This is a genomic window from Devosia sp., from assembly GCF_017744655.1.
Taxonomy (GTDB): domain Bacteria; phylum Pseudomonadota; class Alphaproteobacteria; order Rhizobiales; family Devosiaceae; genus Devosia.
On record NZ_JAGIAW010000006.1, the window covers coordinates 180,967 to 199,124 of the forward strand.

Below are 18,158 nucleotides of genomic sequence, written 5' to 3' on the forward strand. Positions count from 1 at the left end.
TTCAACTTCGATATGTCACAAGGCGAATGGCAAGATCGCGGCATCGGGCACAAAAAGCTGCGGCGCAAAAGCATCAGGGGCTTGATCACTCGCCCTTCTGGCGGGCACAACAGGCACAAAGCCCGAGGGCGTGAGGAAAATCCATGCTGCGCAAACGGCGCGTCGTTCCGCCCGATCACAGGCCTTTTGCCACGTTACCGGTGCAGTTCATCGAGATACGGGATGCGAGCGTGCGCGCGGCCGTGCACGTCACCGCTCCCCTGACGCGTGGAAAAATTCCGCTCGTGTGCGTTGCCGGGCTGCAGCGGAATATGAGCGATTTTGCTGATTTCGTTGCCTATTTCCGTCGCTTGAGCACGGGCAACTGGCCGGTGGTGCTGATCGACCTGCCGGGTCGCGGTCGGGCCGATGATCGAACGAGGGCCGAGGACTATAGTTCGCTAAGCGATGCGCGCGACGTTGCCGATATTCTGGCAGCATTGGGCATCGGCCGGGCGGTCATTCTGGGCCAGGGGCATGGCGGGCAGGTCGCCATGGCGCTGGCGGCAGCGCATCCGCTGCTCGTCGCAGGCACGATCCTGCTGGATGCCGGACCGATGGTGGATTCCCGCGGCATTGTGCGATTGCGCAATAATCTCAAACACATTGATGCGTTGAGAGGCGTAAAGCGCGTTGCCGCTGGTTTCCGCCGCATGTTGGCCGGGGACTATCCGGAGCTATCTGAAGAAGCTCTCGACGCCCTGGCACAGCGGAGCCATACGATCGACAAACGTGGACGCGCTCGACCGCTGTTCGACGAGCGCCTGCTGGCGCCTTTGGAGACCATCAGCTTTGACGACGTGCTGACGCCGCAATGGCCGCTCTTCGACGCGCTGAGCGGCATTCCGCTCATGATCCTCCGCACACAACTGACCGATCAATTGCGGCGCGAAACCTATGAAGAGATGGTGCGGCGGCGGCCGGATGCCCTCGCGCTGACCATTGCCGGCCAAGGCTCTCCTGCCCTGTTCGACCAGCACGATGAAATCGAAGCCGTTGCCGGCTTCGTGTTCAAGGTTGGAACGCAGATACGGAGCAAAGCGGCCTGAGGCCCTAGGCTCAGTCGCGGACTGAGACGACGATGCGACGGTTCTGCGCCTTGCCGGCGGCTGTTGCATTGTCGGCGACAGGTTGGGATTCGCCATAGCCGATGGCATAGAGACGTTCGGCACCTACACCTAGATTGATCAGCGCTGCAACCACGGCCTCAGCGCGCGCAACCGACAGGGCCAGGTTTGCTGAAGCTTCGCCATCGGAATCCGTGTGGCCAGCAACGTCGATTGCCGCACCGGGGCAATGGTTAATGGCCTCAGCGATCGACGCGAGAATTGTTTCGGCGCCCTCGGCAAGAACCGCCGCGCCGGAGCGGAAGAGGATACCATTTTGGGCCGAGAGTGCTGCGAGACTGGTGCGGCATTGGTCGAGGGTTTCAGGCGAAACGGCAGGCGCGGGATTCGTCTGCGCGGGTTCCGCTGCTGGAGCGGTCACCGGTTCAGGTTCGGCCGGAGCCGTCTCCTTACTCGGAGTGGGCTCGGTCACAACAGGTTCCGGCGTCGCCGCTGCGATCTGCGTCTGTTCCGGCGTGGTTGGAGCACTTGGCGCTGGCGCAGCGAGGGCAAGCCCCCACCCCGCTTCGCTCAAGCGATCGCGAGCAAAAGTCGCGCGGATGGATTCGGCGTCGGCCGAGGTCAGCGGCGTGCCAGAAAAGAGCCAGGCACCACCCTCGAGCTTGACCTCACCCTGCTTGAGCAAGGCAAAGAGCGGGAGGATTTTGTCGAGGCTTGCTTCAAAATTGAGGGGTTCGCCTGAACCAAAGCGCAGGGTGGAACTGGCGCGTGCACCGACCGCCAGGAGTAGCCGCTGCTCCAGTTCGGGATTTGGCACATAGCCGGAGAGCAGCACATTGCCATTGGGCTGACGGCGCAGCGAGAAGGCATAGGGTTCAACGCGCGGCGCAGAAATTTCGGCCTTGGCGAGAATGAGACCAGAAGGAACCTGTGTGGCGAGCGTCTGATGGAGGGTGATAAAATCGGCCTGGGTGGCAGCGACGCCGCTCACTGACAATACCGAGCCGCGTAAGGCAAAGCGGCCTTCCGAAAGGCGATCGAGCACATCAAGGCCGAATGCTGCGGCGGCGTCATAACCAGCCGGCGCGCCCGAGCCGAGCTTGAGCCAGGAAATGTCGGCACCGGCACGCTGACCAAGGGCATCGCGCAAAGCAGCGCTGGGCGCATAGCCGTCGAGAACCAATGTTCCGCCCGGCTGGCGCGAAATGCTGACCCAGTAGTCGGACACGTGCGGCGGCGGAACGGCGACCACGGAGGACTGAGCAAAGGATGCCGGACCATAGCTCAGAGCCAGTGCAAGCGCGATCGTTCCGGACGTCACCAAGTGACGAAGGTGCCTCTTCATATCGATTCCATTAAGTGCCGCATTGGCCGGAAGTTAGATGATTTGCCGCAAGGGAAAAAGCGGCGCGGCATCAGCATTCAAGAATTGGTCTTCAAAAAGCAGAAAGGCCCGGCGTGAGCCGGGCCTTTCCGTTCGGAAACCGAAGCTTCGATTATTCGAAGGACTTGGCAGCCTTGAAGGTGACCTTGTAGGATTCTTCCGAGTTGACTTCGCCCTTGATGGATGAGGTGAAGCCGCCGCCCGGAGCCCAAGCGAGTTCGGCAGCGCCGTAAACGACCGAGTCGTTACGGAAGCCGGTGAGGTTGCCCGGACCGTAGGAGTTGTCAGCAATAGCGTTACCAAAGTAACCACCGATTTCGCCGGTGATCTTGATGGTTTCGGTGACGGCAGCAACAACCTGAGCAGCGACCTGGATGGTCGACTTGTCTGCGTTCACGCCAGCAGCAGTCACGTCGTCGAAGAAGTAACGTGCGCCAAGGTTGATAGCGACGCCTTCAGTGACATTCACGCCGATGGAACCGCCGAAGCCGTAGTCGGTGTAGTTGCCAGCAGCGCCACCGGTGTTGTTAGCAACTTCACCGGACAGAGCGATCTTGAACAGATCAAAGGTACCTTCAACGCTCAGGAGAGCGTTCAGGAGGTCATTGTTGCCATTCTGGGTACCAAACTTGAAGTTGTCCCAGTAGGAAACAGCGCCACGAACCTTGAACGCATCGAAGGTGCCGGTGGCACCGGCGTGGACTGCCCACGATTCAACGTTGCCATCGAGGATACCGAAAGCAAGGCCGGTTGCGTGAGCGGTAATGCCTTCACCAGCATAGGAAATCACGCCAACGAGGGTACCAGCGCGAGCAACGTTGACGGCACCGCCAGCGCCCAGAGGTGCAGTAACAGCAGTGGAAGAAGACGTAACGTGCGGAGTGTCGTCGTTCAGGTTTTCGAGACCAATACCGACGTTAACACCATTGCCAAGATCCGAAACGACCTGGATAACGTGACCACCGAGACCGGTGTAGTCAGCGTCGATACCAACGCCCTTGCCGTCGATACCATCGGAGCTGAACAGGCCAAGGAAGTTGAACGGAGCATCGTCGTCGAGGTTGGCGATCGAGCCCTTCTTACCAGCCATGATCACTGTGGTATCACCGACAGCAACGTACGCTTCGTCGATGTAGAGGCCAATGCGCTCGCCATCGTTGTCAACAACGGTCGTACCAGCAGCACCGTTACGATAAACGCGGGTAAGATCGACTTCCTTGATCTTGATCACAGCCTTAGCAGGACCGAAATCGGAGTCAGCAGTGCCAACAGCCTTGAGCCAAGCCTCAACCTTGGTGCTCCAATCAGCCGCGCCGTCGCCGATCCCGATAGCGCGGTTGCTGTCGAAGGTAGCAGCAACGACGCCTTCGGTGCGGAAGTCGCCGTAGTTGAATTCGTAGGAGACGCCGCCCGAGAGCTGCAGGCAGTTGGTGTCGGACGAGATGGTCAGGCCGGAAAGACCGAGCGCATCGCAAACGTCCAGCGAGGTGAGAACGCCAAGATCGGCAGCATAGCCGGCGGTCGAGAGACCAGCAGCGGCAACAGAACCGAGGATAAGGCTCTTGAGTTTCATTAGTTGACCTCCAAAGTCAGTCATTTGGTGCCGGTTACCCAGCGGTTTGTCGAAACGCGACCACACTATTCGTGGTGCAGTGTGTTGCCGTCGCGTTGCGACCGACAAACGATCCCATGCATGGATTCGCAAGACCCACTCTACGCATGCAAACATCGGACGCAATCGAACAAAGCTGGATTCACCCCTGCCACAATATGGTTGCGATCCGGATGTTGCAGATTCAGCACACAGATCGAAACCACCTGTTAAGACTTCTGAAGCAGCCCTTAAAAACCGCGACTTTGCAGGGGTTTTGGCCTTCACAATGAGCGATGACGGCCTTTCGGGGCCAGATTTGACACACGTACCCCACTGCCCGACACATGGCGTAAACATGACCACCTTGTGGAGGAGAGACTATGACATCGACCAGAATCGCCCTTGTAACCGGGGGCACATCGGGCATCGGAAAGGCTGTAGCGCTTGGCCTGGCCAAGGCCGGATGGACCGTAACCATTTGTGGCCGGCGCGCAGAACTGGTCGAGGAGATCAGCCAAGGCGGGCTGGTCGAAGGGCTGGTTTGCGACGTGACCAGTTCGGACGACGTCGCGAATCTCTTCTCCCGGCTTCGGAAAAAACATGGTCGCATTGATCTCGTGTTCAACAATGCAGGCCGCTTTGCGCCGGCGAAACCGTTCGGCGACCTCGACGTGGTGACCTGGCGCGAGATGATCGATACGAATCTCAACGGCGCTTTCTATGCGGCCCGTGAAGCGTTCCGGCTGATGCGTGAACAGAGCCCGCAAGGCGGCCGCATTATCAACAATGGCTCGATCTCAGCCTATGTGCCGCGGCCGCAGGCGGCGTCCTATACGACCTCGAAGCACGCCATCACCGGATTGACCAAGGCCATCTCGCTCGATGGACGGGCTCACAATATCGCCTGCGGACAGATCGATATTGGCAATGCGGCAACGGATATGACGAGCCAGATGAACTCGGGTTCATTGCAGGCCAATGGCACGATGATGTCAGAGCCGACTTTTGACGTCGCGCATGTCGTGGAGGCGGTGACCTATATGGCGGGGCTGCCGCTCAGCGCTAATGTGCAGTTCATGACGGTGATGGCGACGAACATGCCCTATGTGGGAAGGGGATAGTTGGCCGCACGCAAGGCAGCTGCCATTCGAGCACAGCTCTCATGGCCTTCTCACCTCAAATCGCTCCACCGGAGCGATTTGCCCTGCGGGACGGTTCGAAGTGTGCAGTTCATGACGGTGATGGCGACGAACATGCCCTATATCGGGCGGGGTTGATCCCCGCCCTTTGGGACTGGTCAGGCGTGGAAAACTTCCACGCCGTCGATCCAGGTGGCCTTGACCTGACGGGCGTCGGACAGGTGTGCAAAGCTGCCCACGGCGCCGCGCTGCAGTGTACCGTAGGTGGCTTCTATGCCCATGGCTTCGGCGGGATAGAGCGAGGCCATGCGGAGGACTTCGTCGAAATCGAGTCCGATGGTGTCGACCATGAAGTTGACGGCGTCGATCATGTCGAGGTCGGCGCCGGCTAGGGTGCCGTCGGCAAGACGCAGGGCGCCGTCGGCGCGGGTGATGGTGCGACCGTTGAGCGTCAGGGTCTGGATGTCGGTGCCCGTCTGCGACATGGCATCGGTGACGAGGAAAATCTTCCCCGGGCCACGCTTGGCGCGCAGGGCAGCGCCGATGCTGGCCGGGTGCACATGGATGCCGTCGGCAATGAGGCCGGCAAAGGCGGTTGGACTATCGAGCGTGGCGCCGACGACGCCGGGCTCGCGATTGCCCATCTGGCTCATGGCGTTGAAGAGATGCGTCGACATGGTGGCGCCGGCCTGGAAGGCAGCCATGGCGGTCGCGTAGTCGGCGTCGGAATGGCCGATGCTGACCACCGCTCCGGCTTCGGAGAGGCTTTTGATCTGCTGTGGTGTCGCCGTCTCGGCGGCAACGGTGCAGATAAGATTGGGCAAGGTTTCCGCCGCGCGCTTGAGACGGGCAAGATCGGATTCGTCCATGGGACGGATCAAGGCCGGATCGTGCGTGCCCTTGCGAGCAAGGGACAAGTGCGGGCCCTCGAGGTGAAGGCCGACAAAGCCTGGCACGCGGGCCGCTTGCGCAGCCGCGCCGGCGGCGATGGCCCTTTCGTTGACCTCGGCCGTATCGGTGATCAGCGTCGGGAGGAGTGCCGTGGTGCCGAACTGGGCGTGGGCAGCGCAGATGGTGCGGATGGCGTCGAGCGAGGTGTCGTTGTTGAAGAGGATGCCGCCGCCGCCATTGACCTGGAGGTCAATGAAGCCGGGGACGATCATGCCGCCGTCGAGCTCTACGCGCTCGGCATTGGCAGGAATTTCACTCGCCGGGACGATGCCGGCGACATAGCCGAACTCGATCAGCAGGGCAGCGTGGTCATGCCAGGTGGCGCTGTCGAAAATGCGGGCGCCAGTGATGGCGAGAAGGTCGCTCATACCGTTTCCGTCACCTTCTTGAGGGCCGGGGGCACGTCGGGATTGAGACCACGATGGCGGGACAGCGCTTCGACGAAACCGTAGAAAGAGACGATCAGCGCCAGGGGATCGGTGATCGGGTGGCCGGTGGTCGCGAACGGTAGAGGCTTTGCGGCGCCCGGACGATCGCTGGTGAGGAAGGCGAGAGCGCCCTGCCCCGCTAGCTTGTGGGCCATGTCGGCAACCGAGGCTTCGGCAGCGTCGCGCGCAGCGAGGCCGAGCACGGGATAGCCCGGGGTCACGATGGCGACAGGGCCGTGCATGACTTCGGCGGCGCTATAGGACTCGGCCTGGATATTGCAGGTTTCCTTGAATTTCAACGCGGCTTCATTGGCGATGGCAAAGCCGGGGCCACGACCGAGGACGTAGAGGGCATTGTGGCCGTCGAGCGCGGTGATCAGTTCGGACCAATCGCAGGTGACGGCCTTGGCGAGGCTTTCCGGCAGGGCGGCAACGGCGCGGGCGAGATCGGCATCGCCGCTCCAGCGGGCCAGCAAAGCGAGGCCGGCGACCACGGAGGTCACAAAGCTCTTGGTGGCCGCGACGCTCTTTTCGAGGCCGGCATGAAGATCAATGGTGAAATCGCTGGCTTCGGCAATGGGCGAGCCGGCCGTGTTGGTGATGGCGATGGTGGTCGCGCCGCTGCGACGGGCCGACTGCGCCATGCCGACAATATCGGGGCTCTTGCCGGACTGAGAAATGGCGATGGCCACGGCGTTGGAAAGGCGCAGATCCTTGCCGTAGATTGAGGCAATGGAGGGGCCGATGGAGGCGACCGGCAGGCCGAGCGTCAGCTCGATCGCGTATTTCAGATAGGCCGAAGCGTGGTCGGACGAGCCGCGGGCGACCGTGACGACGACGGACGGATCAACTTCGCGTAGGCGCGCGGCGGCGGCATCGAGGGTCGGCGCAGATTCGGTGAGGAAGCGGGACACAACCTGCGGGATTTCATCCACTTCGCGGCGCATATGCGTTTGGTTGGTCGTCATTTGATCGCTCCATTGACAGGGGCTTCGCCCAACCGGAGCTCGGCGACGAAGTCGTAGGTATCGCCCCGATAGATGGAGCGGGTGAATTCGATAACGCGGCCCGAAGCCAGGTAGGACGTGCGTTCTATATGAAGGCCAGCGGACCCGACAGGCACCTGCAGCAGGTGCGCATCGTCATCGTTGAGATGGGCGGCGCGAATGCGTTGGATGGCGCGGACCGGGCGATTGCCCGAGAGATCGAGGTGCTTGTAGAGCGAATCCCCGATCGCTGCCGGATCAGGCAGGATCGAGCCGGAAAGGCTGGCGCGTTCGATGGCCAGCGGCATATCGCCGGTGAGGCGCAGGCGGGAAATCCGAGCTACCTGTTCGCCCGAGGAAAGGCCGAGAATAACCGTCTCTTCCGGCGAAGGAATATAGAGGCCGCGATCGAGCCATTCGGCGCGCACGGCCATGCCGCGACGCGCCATGTCTTCAGTGAAGGAGGTGAGCTGGGACAGCGACTGTTCGACGCGCTGCGTGGCCGGGGCGACGAAGGTGCCGGAACCATGGCGCTGCACCAGGACGCCTTCCTGCACGAGCTGCGACACCGCCTTGCGCACGGTGACACGCGACACGTCGACTTTCAGCGCCAGATCGCGCTCGGATGGCAGCGCATCGCCGGGATTTAGGGCGCCGCTCTTGATGGCTTCTTCAACCCAGCGCTTGAGCTGGAGATAAAGCGGACCACCCTGCGGCAGGGTAACAGGGCGATCGGAAAAGAAGGTTTCATATGTCTCGGACATGTTTTTCCTCCTGTTCTCCGCGATAACCGGGTTTAGACTTCAGGCAAGAACTGCCATTGTCCGCGCTCACCCACAATACCAATAAAATACCATTCGCGTGATCTCGTTTCCAGGGTGTCCAGTCCGAAGCGCAACGGCACAGGACATTTCTCAACAAAAACTTGGCTCAAACGACAAGCGGGTTATGGCCCGAGGCGTCCGGCTGGACAAGTGGTATTTTTTTGGCATTATCCGGGCCAAGGAGTTTTTGATGGCCGAAAGACAAACGGAAAAGCGCCACGCCGCCGCCCAGGGACTGGAGCTGCGTTCGCCGGTCGAGATTTTGTCGCTTCTGGCGGCAGGTCAGGCGGAGGCAGCCAAGAGCGTTGTCAGCGCCGTCGACGAATTGGCCGATGGCGCCGTGCTGGCCGCGGCGAGCATCGAGGCAGGCGGGCGCCTGGTCTATGTTGCGGCGGGCAGTTCTGGGCTGATGGCGCTGGCCGATGCGCTGGAATTGCCCGGGACCTATGGCATTGCCCGCGAACAGATCGTGGTGCTGTTGGCCGGTGGGCTCGACTCGCTGGTGAACATGCTCGGTGGGCCTGAGGACGATGGCGAGGCTGCCAGGAAGGCCATCGAGGACCTTTATCTTGATGCCCGGGACTGCGTGATCGCGCTGACGGCGAGCGGGCAGACGCCTTTCCCGGTTTCCGCTGTGCTCGCGGCCAAGGCGGCAGGGGCGAAGACCATTGGCTTTTCGAACAATGCCGGGGCGCAAATTCTCGATATCGCGGATGTCGGCGTATGCCTGCCAACGCCGCCGGAGGTGATTGCCGGCTCGACCCGCATGGGTGCGGGCACGGCGCAGAAGATCGCGCTCAATATGCTATCGACCTTGATGGCCATTCACCTCGGGCATGTGCATGACGGGTTCATGGTCAACGTCATCGCGGACAATATCAAGCTCAGGCAGCGGGCGCGGGGCATTGTCGCCTCGATCTCCGGGGCCAGCGAGGATCGGGCTGCGGCAGCGCTCGAAACGAGCGAAGGCTCGGTGAAGCCTGCGGTTTTGCTAGCAGCGGGTGCCGAAGACCTCGGCGCGGCCGAGGCGATGCTGGCCGAGCACAAGGGACGACTGCGGTTGGCGCTGGCGGCGCTGCGGAGTTAAGGCCCCTAACACTCCTCCAATCCACGGTGTCATTCCCGCAAAAGCGGGAATCCCTGTTTCGAGGCGTAGATTCCCGCTTTCGCGGGAATGACACCGTGATGAGCTACCGCACCAGCTGATTGGCGCACCGGAAGACTGGCGCGCTCGACAGCAGCTTCGCGTCCAAATCTACCGGCGACTGCACAACGAATGTCCTACTCTGCCCAGGCAGCAGGGTCACCAGCATGTCATCGACGGTAGCGTCCGGATGGATGCGGTCGACGAAAAGGCAGAGGTCCTTGATCAGGGTCTTGGCTGTCACTGTGACCTGATAACCGTCCGAAGCCTTCTCCACGTTCAGATCGAATTCCGGCTGCGGCAGGTTCAGATCGATGTCTTCGGCAAAGTAATGAAATGCCGTGCTGTCGTGCATGGTGGCGACGAGCAGTTCATTGGCCTTGTCACCAACCGCTGCGACATCGGCGGGAATAGCGAGTTCGGCAGCCGTGAGCCGGTCGGCGCAGAGGCGCCAGTGGGTCCATTCGGCGAGGACGGTGCCGTCGAAGCGCAGGCGCTTGATGGTGACCGGTCCGCGCCAAAACAAGGTGCGTTCGTTGACAGCGATGACGCTGAGGCCTTCGCCGCGGGGCTGTATCGTAAGAAGGTGCGGGTGGTAGACGGCGCGCAGCGCGTACCAGAGCGGCTTCAATCGGCCATATCCGTCGATGGCGGCCCATGAAGTGACGGGCCAGCAATCGTTCAATTGCCAGACGATGGTGCCCATGTTGCGCCCGCGGAAACTGCGCATGTGCTCGATGCCGAATTTGATGGCGCGAGCCTGGTTGAGCTGAGTGGCGAAATGCCAATCGTCCATGTTTTTGGGCTCTGGCAGATGGCTTTTCAGGCCGCGCAGCAGTTTGTCATTGCCGATGGTCGCCTTTTGGTGGTGCCAGACGCCGGGCGAGGTCGGGGTGAGCGGGTTGTCATGCACCGATTGGGTTAGGGTTGCCCAGGTGGGCGGGGCCTGCCAGCCGAATTCGGAGCAGAAGCGTGGGACAGAGTCGGCATAGTGCTCGTAGCCGATTTCGTTCCAGACATCCCAGAGATGGGTGCAGCCGTGGGCGGGGTCGTTGGGGTGAATATCCATCGAGCCCGAATAGGGGCTGCCGGCCCAGTAGGGGCGCGAGGGATCGAGTTCGGCGACGAGGCGCGGCAGCAGGTCTAGATAGTAGCCGAGGCCCCAGGTGCGGTTCTTGAGAACATCCTGCCAACCCCATTCGAACCAGCCCCAGATGTTTTCATTGTTGCCGTTCCAGAGGACCAGCGAGGGATGCGGCATGAGGCGCACGATGTTTTCGCGCGCTTCGGCTTCGATCTCGGCGGGCAGATCGCCCTCTTCGGGATAAGCGGCGCAGGCGAACAGAAAGTCCTGCCAGACCAGCATGCCCTGACGGTCGCACTCTTCGTAAAAGGCCTCGGTTTCATAGATGCCGCCGCCCCAGACGCGGAGCATGTTGATGTTTGCGGCCTTGGCCTGCGCGATGCGGGCGGCATAGCGCGCGGGCGTGACGCGCGGCAGGAAGCAGTCGTCGGGAATCCAGTTGGCGCCGCAGATATAGACCGGCACGTCGTTGATGACGAAGGCGAAGGGCGCGCCCTCTTCATCGGGCGTGGTGTCGAGGCGCAGGGAGCGGAAGCCGATTTTTCGCGACCAGCTATCGCGAACCTCGTCGCCCTCCAGCAGTTCGACGGCGAGCGCGTAAAGCGGCTGATTGCCGAGGCCGGTGGGCCACCAGAGTTCAGGTTTTTCGACCGTGATTTCGGCTGTGCCGATGGGTGCGGTTATGGTCTGGCCGGCAACGCTGATGCGGAGGCTCAGATTGGTCGCGTCGCCTTCGACGTCGGCGTGGATGCGGACATGTCCATCGGCGCCGGCGAGGGTGATTTCGGGACGGATCGAACGCAGGCGGGCTTTTGACCACGATTGCAGCGTGACGCCCTGCCAGATGCCAGATGTGACAACTGTCGGACCCCAGTCCCAGCCGAAATTGCAGGCCATCTTGCGCATCAGATTGGCCGGGCCGGGATAGTTGTTGGGGCGCGGCTCGTAGAGCTTGTCGAGCGCTTCGCCGCGCTTCCAGGCGGATTCGAAGCTGACTGCGAGGTGGTTTTCGCCGGGGCGCAGATGTTCGCGCACCGGGAAGCGATAGCTCCGGTTCATATTGGCGGTTTCGCCGAGGGTCACGCCGTTGAGCGTGATTTCAGCAAAGGTGTCGAGACCGGCAAAGACGAGATCGGTGTTTTCAGCGCCGTCGTCGGACCAATCGAACTTTGTCTCATAGCGCCAGTCGCATTTGCCGACCCAATCGACAGCGATTTCGTTGAGGTCGAGATAGGGATCGGGGATCAGCCCGGCGGTGAGAAGATCGGTGTGGACAGTGCCGGGAACGGTCGCTGGAATGGCCTCGGGGAGGCCGGGACGAGCCCCCTGCCCGCCAAGACAGGTCAGCATCCAATTGCCATCGAGCGCTCGATCTATGCGCGACATCCCCAACTCCTCCAGAGAACGGCGCTTCCATACAACAGAAGTTTGGTGGCGCGAGAAAATTTCATCGCGAAATGTCGAAGGCACGTTGGGCGCTTCGTCGTTTGGGCATATCAATCTCAAATGCCCGGGAGCAAAAGATGAGCACAGACAATACTATCGACACAGAGCGCGACCTCGTCCTCACCCGCCTGATCGACGCATCGCCGGCCGCCGTCTATCGCTGCTGGACCGATCCGGAACTGATGAAGCAGTGGTTTGCGCCGAAGCCGTGGAGCACGCCGCGCGTCACGCTCGACCTGCGTCCGGGTGGCGGCAATGTGGTAGTGATGGCCGACGAGGCGGGCACGGAATATCCCAATCCCGGCCAATATCTTGAAGTCGTGCCGAACAAGAAGCTTGTCTTTACCGACGCCTATGTCGGCGACTGGAAGCCCTCGGGAAAGCCGTTCTTCACCTGCATCCTGACCTTCGAAGAAGAAGGTGGCAAGACGCGCTATACGGCGGTCGCCCGGCACTGGACCAAGGAAGACAAGGAAGGCCACGAGAAGATGGGCTTTCACGAGGGCTGGGGACTGTGCGCCGCGCAGCTCGAGGAAGTCGCGAAGACGCTCTGAGGCTCACTCAGGGCCCCGGCGTCATTCCCGCGAAAGCGGGAATCCCTGTTCCAAAACGGAGATCCCCGCTTTCGCGGGGATGACACGGTGGGGCGGAGAGGTTGTTGGGCGAGAGGCCTGAAGCATCGCACCTTTGTTGTTCTACCCGCGAACCAGCAGAATCGACGGCTTGTCGTGGTACGAGACCGTCTTCTCCTCCACATAGCCCACGCGTTGCGCGAGGCGCAGCGAGGGCGTGTTTTCGGGATCGATTAGGCAGCAGGTGCGCTTCATGTTCCGCGCATCTGCCCAATCGAGCAGAGCCGTGAGCGCCTCGGCGGCAAAGCCCTTGCCATGATGGTCGGGATGGAGCACCCAACCGGCTTCAGGATCGGTCAGCGGCGGGTCGATGGATCGGTGGAAATCGGCGAGGCCGAATTCACCGATCATGGCGCTGGATTGCTTTTCGACGACGGCAAAATAGCCGTAGCCGAGCAGGTCCCAATGGCCGGCATAGCGCAAAAGGCGCGACCAGACTTCTTCTGATGTGCTGGGGCGGCCGCCGATGTAGCGAGTGACCTCGTCATCGCCCCAGAGTCTGCAACTCGCCTCAAAATCGGAGACATGATGGCGGCGAAGCTGCAGGCGCTCCGTTTCGAGAATTGGTGACATTAGCCGGCGGCGACGGCGGTACGCGGCATTTCCGAGAAGATTTCGGCTTTGCCATTGCGGATGATGACGATCTCTTCGAGGCGCAGGCCGAACTTGCCCTGCAGATAGATACCCGGCTCGATGGAGAAGACCATGCCTTCGTCGAGCACGGTTTCGCTGGTGCCGGTGATGTAGGGCGCCTCGTGAATGTCGATGCCGAGGCCGTGGCCGGTGCGGTGCAGGAAATTGGGACCGTAGCCGGCGGCGGTGATGACGTCTCGGGCGGCCCTGTCGACTTCGCTGGCTACGACGCCGGGCTTTGCGGCAGCAATGGCGGCTTCCACGGCGCGGTCGATGATCGAGTGGATCTGACCATAGCCTTCCGGCGCCGACTGGAAGTAGCCCATGCGGGTCATATCGGACGGGTAGCCATCAAGGCGGCAGCCGGTGTCGATGAGCACGGCGTCGCCGGCCTTGAGCTGGGTGGAACCGGTGTGGTGGTGGGGGAAGGCACCGTTGGGGCCGAAACAGACCGAGCAGAATTCGGTGGTTGCGCCATTGGCCTTGTAGAATTCGCCGATAAATTCAGCGACTTCCACCTCGGTCATGCCCGGTTTCAGCGCCGAGAAAGCAGCGGTGACGGCGCGGTCATTGAGCAGATGTGCGGCCTTGATGGCCTTGTATTCAGCTTCATCCTTGCGCGAACGGAGGTAGCCGACCGTATCCTGGGTGAAGCGGCGCTTGGCGCCCGGCAGGGCATCGAGCAGCAGCAGGGCGAAATCGGCGCGCATGGTTTCGTCGAGCACGACGGACGGGTTTTCGCGCGTGATGCCCGTTGCTTCGATGAGCTGTTCGAGCGCGGCGCTGGGGCCCTCGGCATCGGCCCAGGGGAAGAAGGGTAGATCGGTGTGCTGGCGCGAAGAATCGACATTGAGCGCGGGCATCAGGAAGCCGGCATAGGTCTGGCTGACCAGCAGCATGACGGGGCGCTCATCGCCATGGGGCGACAGATCGGCCAGCCAGCGCATGTGGCTCGAAGGGCCGATGGCGACGAGATCGGTTGCGGTCTCGGCCATGCGGCGACGGAGATTGGCCATGCGGGTGGTGAGCGTGGAGGTCATTGTCGGTCTCGAACTGGTTTTTGGGCTTTTTGAAGCCTCTCACCCTAACCCTCGTCATGGACGGCTAGGGTGAAAGGCCGGGAGGAAAGAGCGGAGCCGAGCGGGAGGAGGATGCCCGGCTCCGCAAGCGGCGACCGAGGGACAATCGCCGCCATTGGTGACCGCGGGGCGCTTACCCCGCGGTCGTATTTTGGAAGATTACTGCTTCGTCACGAGACGGTAGTAGACGAAGTCCGAGTTGGAGCCGTTCACATAGCCGTCGACATTGTTGGCCATGGCGATCTGCAGCTCGGCCTGGAACATGATGACGATCGGGCTTTCGGCCTGAACCTTCTTCTGCAGGTCGATGTAGAGCTCGTTGCGCTTGGCCTGGTCGGCTTCGGCGAGAGCGGCGTTGACTTCGTCGTTCATTTCCTGGGGCACGGCCCAAGCGTTACGCCAGGTCGTGGTCGCGGTGTAGTTGTCGTCCGCATTGTTCGAATTGTAGGCGAAAGCCTTGGCGTTCGAGTGCGGGTCCATGAAGTCCGGGCCCCAGTAGAGCAGCATGGCCTGGTGGGTACGTTCACGGTACTTGGTGATCACCTGTGCGCCGGTGCCGGGCAGGATTTCGAAGTTGATGCCGGCTTCGGCAAAGCCAGCCTGCAGCGACTGGGCAATGTCGGTGAACGGGGTAGAGTTGATCACGTCGAGCGTGACATTGATCGGCGTCTGGATGCCGGCGTCAGCCAGGATCTGCTTGGCCTTTTCGACGTCGTAGGAATACGGCGTCTCGTCATAGGAGCCCGGAAAACCCTTGGGCCAGAAGGCCTGATGCTTTTCCATCTGGCCCTTGAGGAAGGTCTCGGTCATGCCGTCATAGTCGACGAGGTAACGAGCGGCTTCCCAGACGGCCGGCGGGGTCAGCGATTCCGTCTTCTGGTTGAACGACAGGAAGTGGACGGCAGCCTGCGGGTAGGATTCGACCTTCACGGTGTCAGCCGGGAGGCTCGAGATCTGGTCCGGGGTCAGGTTCTTGGCCATGTCGACGTCGCCCGAGGTCAGCAGCAGCTGCTGGGTCGCGGCTTCGGCAACGTGACGGATCAGAACCTGCTTCATGGCCGGAGCGCCACCGAAATAGGTTTCGTTGGCGGTGAGGCGAACGAGTTCAGCCGGACGGTAGTCGGTCAAGACGAACGGGCCGGAACCGGCCGAGTTGGTGTTGAGCCAGGCATTGCCCCAGTCGTCGCCGGTCACGTGCTGGGAAACCAGCACTTCGTCGACAATGGCGGCCGGGCGGGCAGCGAGCACGTTCAGCACGAAGGCCGAAGCGAAGTCGCCGGTCCACTTTACGGTGACGGTGTTGCCGTCAACGGTGACCATCTCGTCGATGTTTTCCGGGGTCCAGCCGAGCTGAGTCAGGATGAAAGCCGGGGTCAGGTTCAGCGCGATGACGCGCTTGAAGGAATAGTGCACGTCTTCGGCGCGGACCGGGTTGCCCGAGGCGAAGGTGGCGCCTTCGCGCATGGTGAAGGTCAGCGACTTGGCGGCTTCGTCAGCAGTCCATTCCGATGCGAGGCCGGGAGCGAGAACGGTGGTGTCCTCGGCGGCATACTGCACCAGGTGGTCATAGAGGTTGGCGTTGATTTCGCCGGCCGAGAATTCATAGGCCTGAGCGGGATCGAGCGCGACGATGTCGTCGATGTTCTGGGCAATGACCAGGGCATCGGCCGGGGTCGCGGCATAGACGGCGCCAGCTGCCAGCGGCAGGCTGAGCGCGGACGCCAGAAGGGCGGCGCGGAAGAGTTTCATGTGCGTTTCTCCTTTGAAGTGACTTTTTTTCGAACCGGCTTGTTGATGCCGGGTTTTGCTTTCGCCACCACTTGGCGCGACGGACGCGCCGTGGAGCGGAAGAGTGCGAGCGTGCCGGTCCAGAGGAGTTTTGCCGGCTGATCGGTATGGTTGGACCAGGAATGTGGACGATTGCCGCGGAAGTGCAGGCTATCGCCCGCACTCATCACCATCTCCTCGCCATCGAGGCGCTGGGTGATGGCCCCTTCGAGCACGTAGAGGATTTCCTCGCCCTCATGGGACACCGTTTCCGAGCGATAGCCGGGCGGCACGAGCATGATGAAGCTGGAAAGCTGATTGCCGGGGAAGTCGGCGCCGAGGCGCTCATAGATGATGGACGAGCCATCGAGCGAGAAGCGATTGCGGTCCCCTGCCCGCGTCAGCGCATTGTGTGGCGCGGGCGCTGCGACGAAATAGTCGATGGAAACGCCCAGGGCTCGCGCGATCTGGGCGAGCGTGCCGAGCGAGGGCGTGGCATGGTCGCGCTCGACCTGGCTGAGATAGCCCACGGAAACCTCCGCGGCGGCACCGAGGTCCATCAGCGTCATATGCTGCTGGCGGCGGCGCGCACGAATGAGCGCACCCACCTTCGGGTGCCCCTGCTCCACTTCTGCGAGAGCGCTCTGTGCCATCCATCCCACCAAAATTTTTTTGATATAAGCAAAGTTTCTTGTATGGTGGAAGCGAAATGTGAAGGTTTTGCAACCCGTCGTCAAACTGGTCGACGGCGCTAGAACCCTGTTCTTACAAGAGGATTTCGTGTGACGACTGAACAGCCGGCGCTGACCTCGCCACCGCCAGAAAAACTAACGAGCAAGCGCACGAGACGACAGATAAGCGCTGTCGCGACCTTCCTCGTCACGCTTTTCCTCACTTTTCTGGGCCTATTGGCGATCACCTTCTTCATCGGGCGCGTGATCCCGATCGATCCAGTGCTGGCCGTGGTCGGCGATCGCGCGACGCAGGCGCAGTATGATGCGGCCAAGATCGCCATGGGGCTCGATCAGCCGCTCTACATGCAGTTCATCAGCTATGTCGGGAATGTCTTCACCGGCAATCTCGGCATGTCCGTATCCACCGGCCGCGCCGTGGCCGCCGATCTCAGCCGCTTTTTCCCGGCGACGTTCGAAATGGCGACGCTGGGTATTCTCATAGGCGTCGCCATTGGCGTGCCGCTGGGCGTGACCGCTGCGGCACGGCAGGGCTCTTGGCTCGATCAAGCTATTCGCGTTGTTGGCCTGCTTGGCTATTCCGTCCCCGCTTTCTGGCTCGGCCTTGTCGGTCTCGCCGTATTCTATGCGCGCCTGCGCTGGGTCGGCGGCCCCGGCCGTCTCGACATTTTCTACGATGGGCTCGTCACGCCCATCACCGGCATGATCCTGATCGACAGCCTCGTGCAGGGCGAGTTCGATATTTTCTGGAACGCGGTCTGGCACATCGTGCTGCCCGCCTCAGTGCTGGGCTTTTTCAGCCTCGCCTACATCGCCCGCATGACGCGCAGTTTCATGCTCGACCAGTTGAGCCAGGAATTCGTCACCACGGCGCGCGTCAAAGGCGTGCCGGAGCGGATCGTTATCTGGCGCCATGCTTTCAACCCGATCCGCGTGCCGCTCATCACCGTTATCGGCCTTTCTTATGCGGGCCTTCTTGAAGGGTCGGTGATGATCGAGACGGTCTTTTCCTGGCCCGGCATCGGCAATTACCTGACGACGGCCTTGCTCAATGCCGACATGAATGCTGTGCTCGGTTCGACCCTGGTCATCGGCGCCGTCTTCATCGTCATCAACAAAGTTTCGGACGTGCTCTACCGCGTCCTCGATCCGAGGGCTCGCTGATGGCTGACCTTCAATCACCACGTCATTCCCGCGAAAGCGGGAATCTCCTCTCTCTGTGCCCTGAGATTCCCGCTTTCGCGGGAATGACGCCGTGGATGGAAAAGT

At 61.6% G+C, this 18,158-nt stretch carries 15 protein-coding genes; 5 read left to right on the forward strand and 10 right to left on the reverse strand.

Translation table 11 applies throughout. The features are described 5' to 3' along the window. The first annotated feature begins 143 nt into the window (after positions 1-143). Positions 144-1,088 carry an alpha/beta hydrolase gene (locus J7557_RS13285; protein ID WP_291420537.1) on the forward strand — a complete coding sequence of 315 codons (945 nt, stop codon included), beginning with the start codon at positions 144-146 and terminating at the stop codon, positions 1,086-1,088. 10 nt (positions 1,089-1,098) lie between these two features. Here the strand turns inward: J7557_RS13285 and J7557_RS13290 are convergent, their stop codons facing one another. Then, positions 1,099-2,451 (reverse strand): OmpA family protein, encoded by a 1,353-nt coding sequence (locus tag J7557_RS13290; protein WP_291420538.1) that lies wholly within the window; start codon positions 2,449-2,451, stop codon positions 1,099-1,101. A gap of 151 nt (positions 2,452-2,602) precedes the next feature. Next, positions 2,603-4,063 carry a hypothetical protein gene (locus tag J7557_RS13295; protein WP_291420539.1) on the reverse strand — a complete coding sequence of 487 codons (1,461 nt, stop codon included), beginning with the start codon at positions 4,061-4,063 and terminating at the stop codon, positions 2,603-2,605. Between the two features lie 401 nt (positions 4,064-4,464). On the opposite strand from J7557_RS13295, the gene J7557_RS13300 reads away from it, so the two are divergent. After that, positions 4,465-5,205, forward strand: coding sequence for an SDR family oxidoreductase (locus J7557_RS13300; RefSeq protein ID WP_291420540.1), 741 nt, complete (start codon positions 4,465-4,467; stop codon positions 5,203-5,205). Positions 5,206-5,381: 176 nt separating this feature from the next. On the opposite strand, the gene nagA is transcribed toward J7557_RS13300, so the two are convergent. Genes nagA through J7557_RS13315 form a run of 3 tightly spaced genes read right to left on the reverse strand, consistent with a single transcriptional unit; the run spans position 5,382 to position 8,352 of the window. Further along, positions 5,382-6,542 carry an N-acetylglucosamine-6-phosphate deacetylase gene (gene nagA, locus J7557_RS13305; RefSeq protein WP_291420541.1) on the reverse strand — a complete coding sequence of 387 codons (1,161 nt, stop codon included), beginning with the start codon at positions 6,540-6,542 and terminating at the stop codon, positions 5,382-5,384. After that, positions 6,539-7,570 carry an SIS domain-containing protein gene (locus tag J7557_RS13310; RefSeq protein WP_291420542.1) on the reverse strand — a complete coding sequence of 344 codons (1,032 nt, stop codon included), beginning with the start codon at positions 7,568-7,570 and terminating at the stop codon, positions 6,539-6,541. Before J7557_RS13310 ends, nagA begins: the two co-directional genes overlap by 4 nt. Continuing rightward, the gene (locus J7557_RS13315) at positions 7,567-8,352 is read right to left on the reverse strand and encodes a GntR family transcriptional regulator (protein WP_035081539.1); all 786 of its coding nucleotides are present in this window, start codon (positions 8,350-8,352) and stop codon (positions 7,567-7,569) included. Before J7557_RS13315 ends, J7557_RS13310 begins: the two co-directional genes overlap by 4 nt. 250 nt (positions 8,353-8,602) lie before the next feature. Between J7557_RS13315 and J7557_RS13320 the strand changes: the two genes are divergently transcribed. Further along, a complete protein-coding gene (locus J7557_RS13320) occupies positions 8,603-9,499 on the forward strand; it encodes an N-acetylmuramic acid 6-phosphate etherase (RefSeq protein WP_291420543.1) in 897 nt (298 codons plus the stop codon). Positions 9,500-9,602: 103 nt separating this feature from the next. Here the strand turns inward: J7557_RS13320 and J7557_RS13325 are convergent, their stop codons facing one another. Then, on the reverse strand, positions 9,603-12,026 hold the full coding sequence (locus J7557_RS13325; RefSeq protein WP_291420544.1) for a glycoside hydrolase family 2 protein: 2,424 nt from the start codon (positions 12,024-12,026) through the stop codon (positions 9,603-9,605). Between the two features lie 137 nt (positions 12,027-12,163). Here J7557_RS13325 and J7557_RS13330 point away from each other — a divergent pair, with 137 nt between their 5' ends. Next, positions 12,164-12,640, forward strand: a complete 477-nt coding sequence (locus J7557_RS13330; RefSeq protein WP_291420545.1) for an SRPBCC family protein — start codon at positions 12,164-12,166, stop codon at positions 12,638-12,640. 141 nt (positions 12,641-12,781) lie between these two features. Here J7557_RS13330 and J7557_RS13335 read toward each other — a convergent pair whose 3' ends face one another. From J7557_RS13335 to J7557_RS13350, 4 genes are all read right to left on the reverse strand, one after another. Further along, on the reverse strand, positions 12,782-13,291 hold the full coding sequence (locus J7557_RS13335) for a GNAT family N-acetyltransferase (protein ID WP_291420546.1): 510 nt from the start codon (positions 13,289-13,291) through the stop codon (positions 12,782-12,784). Continuing rightward, positions 13,291-14,391, reverse strand: a complete 1,101-nt coding sequence (locus J7557_RS13340; protein ID WP_291420547.1) for a Xaa-Pro peptidase family protein — start codon at positions 14,389-14,391, stop codon at positions 13,291-13,293. Before J7557_RS13340 ends, J7557_RS13335 begins: the two co-directional genes overlap by 1 nt. A gap of 198 nt (positions 14,392-14,589) precedes the next feature. Then, on the reverse strand, positions 14,590-16,179 hold the full coding sequence (locus tag J7557_RS13345; RefSeq protein ID WP_291420548.1) for an ABC transporter substrate-binding protein: 1,590 nt from the start codon (positions 16,177-16,179) through the stop codon (positions 14,590-14,592). Further along, a complete protein-coding gene (locus J7557_RS13350; protein ID WP_291420549.1) occupies positions 16,176-16,850 on the reverse strand; it encodes a helix-turn-helix domain-containing protein in 675 nt (224 codons plus the stop codon). Before J7557_RS13350 ends, J7557_RS13345 begins: the two co-directional genes overlap by 4 nt. A 201-nt stretch (positions 16,851-17,051) precedes the next feature. On the opposite strand from J7557_RS13350, the gene J7557_RS13355 reads away from it, so the two are divergent. Continuing rightward, on the forward strand, positions 17,052-18,053 hold the full coding sequence (locus tag J7557_RS13355) for an ABC transporter permease (RefSeq protein ID WP_291420623.1): 1,002 nt from the start codon (positions 17,052-17,054) through the stop codon (positions 18,051-18,053). The last annotated feature ends 105 nt before the right edge of the window (positions 18,054-18,158 follow it).

Bases quoted from the DNA above. Each gene is read 5' to 3' on its own strand.
- J7557_RS13330 (WP_291420545.1), top strand. From the start codon at position 12,164: ATGAGCACAGACAATACTATCGACACAGAGCGCGACCTCGTCCTCACC.
- J7557_RS13320 (WP_291420543.1), top strand. From the start codon at position 8,603: ATGGCCGAAAGACAAACGGAAAAGCGCCACGCCGCCGCCCAGGGACTG.
- nagA (WP_291420541.1), bottom strand. From the start codon at position 6,542: ATGAGCGACCTTCTCGCCATCACTGGCGCCCGCATTTTCGACAGCGCC.
- J7557_RS13350 (WP_291420549.1), bottom strand. From the start codon at position 16,850: ATGGCACAGAGCGCTCTCGCAGAAGTGGAGCAGGGGCACCCGAAGGTG.
- J7557_RS13310 (WP_291420542.1), bottom strand. From the start codon at position 7,570: ATGACGACCAACCAAACGCATATGCGCCGCGAAGTGGATGAAATCCCG.
- J7557_RS13290 (WP_291420538.1), bottom strand. From the start codon at position 2,451: ATGAAGAGGCACCTTCGTCACTTGGTGACGTCCGGAACGATCGCGCTT.
- J7557_RS13340 (WP_291420547.1), bottom strand. From the start codon at position 14,391: ATGACCTCCACGCTCACCACCCGCATGGCCAATCTCCGTCGCCGCATG.
- J7557_RS13325 (WP_291420544.1), bottom strand. From the start codon at position 12,026: ATGTCGCGCATAGATCGAGCGCTCGATGGCAATTGGATGCTGACCTGT.
- J7557_RS13335 (WP_291420546.1), bottom strand. From the start codon at position 13,291: ATGTCACCAATTCTCGAAACGGAGCGCCTGCAGCTTCGCCGCCATCAT.
- J7557_RS13300 (WP_291420540.1), top strand. From the start codon at position 4,465: ATGACATCGACCAGAATCGCCCTTGTAACCGGGGGCACATCGGGCATC.
- J7557_RS13295 (WP_291420539.1), bottom strand. From the start codon at position 4,063: ATGAAACTCAAGAGCCTTATCCTCGGTTCTGTTGCCGCTGCTGGTCTC.
- J7557_RS13285 (WP_291420537.1), top strand. From the start codon at position 144: ATGCTGCGCAAACGGCGCGTCGTTCCGCCCGATCACAGGCCTTTTGCC.
- J7557_RS13315 (WP_035081539.1), bottom strand. From the start codon at position 8,352: ATGTCCGAGACATATGAAACCTTCTTTTCCGATCGCCCTGTTACCCTG.
- J7557_RS13345 (WP_291420548.1), bottom strand. From the start codon at position 16,179: ATGAAACTCTTCCGCGCCGCCCTTCTGGCGTCCGCGCTCAGCCTGCCG.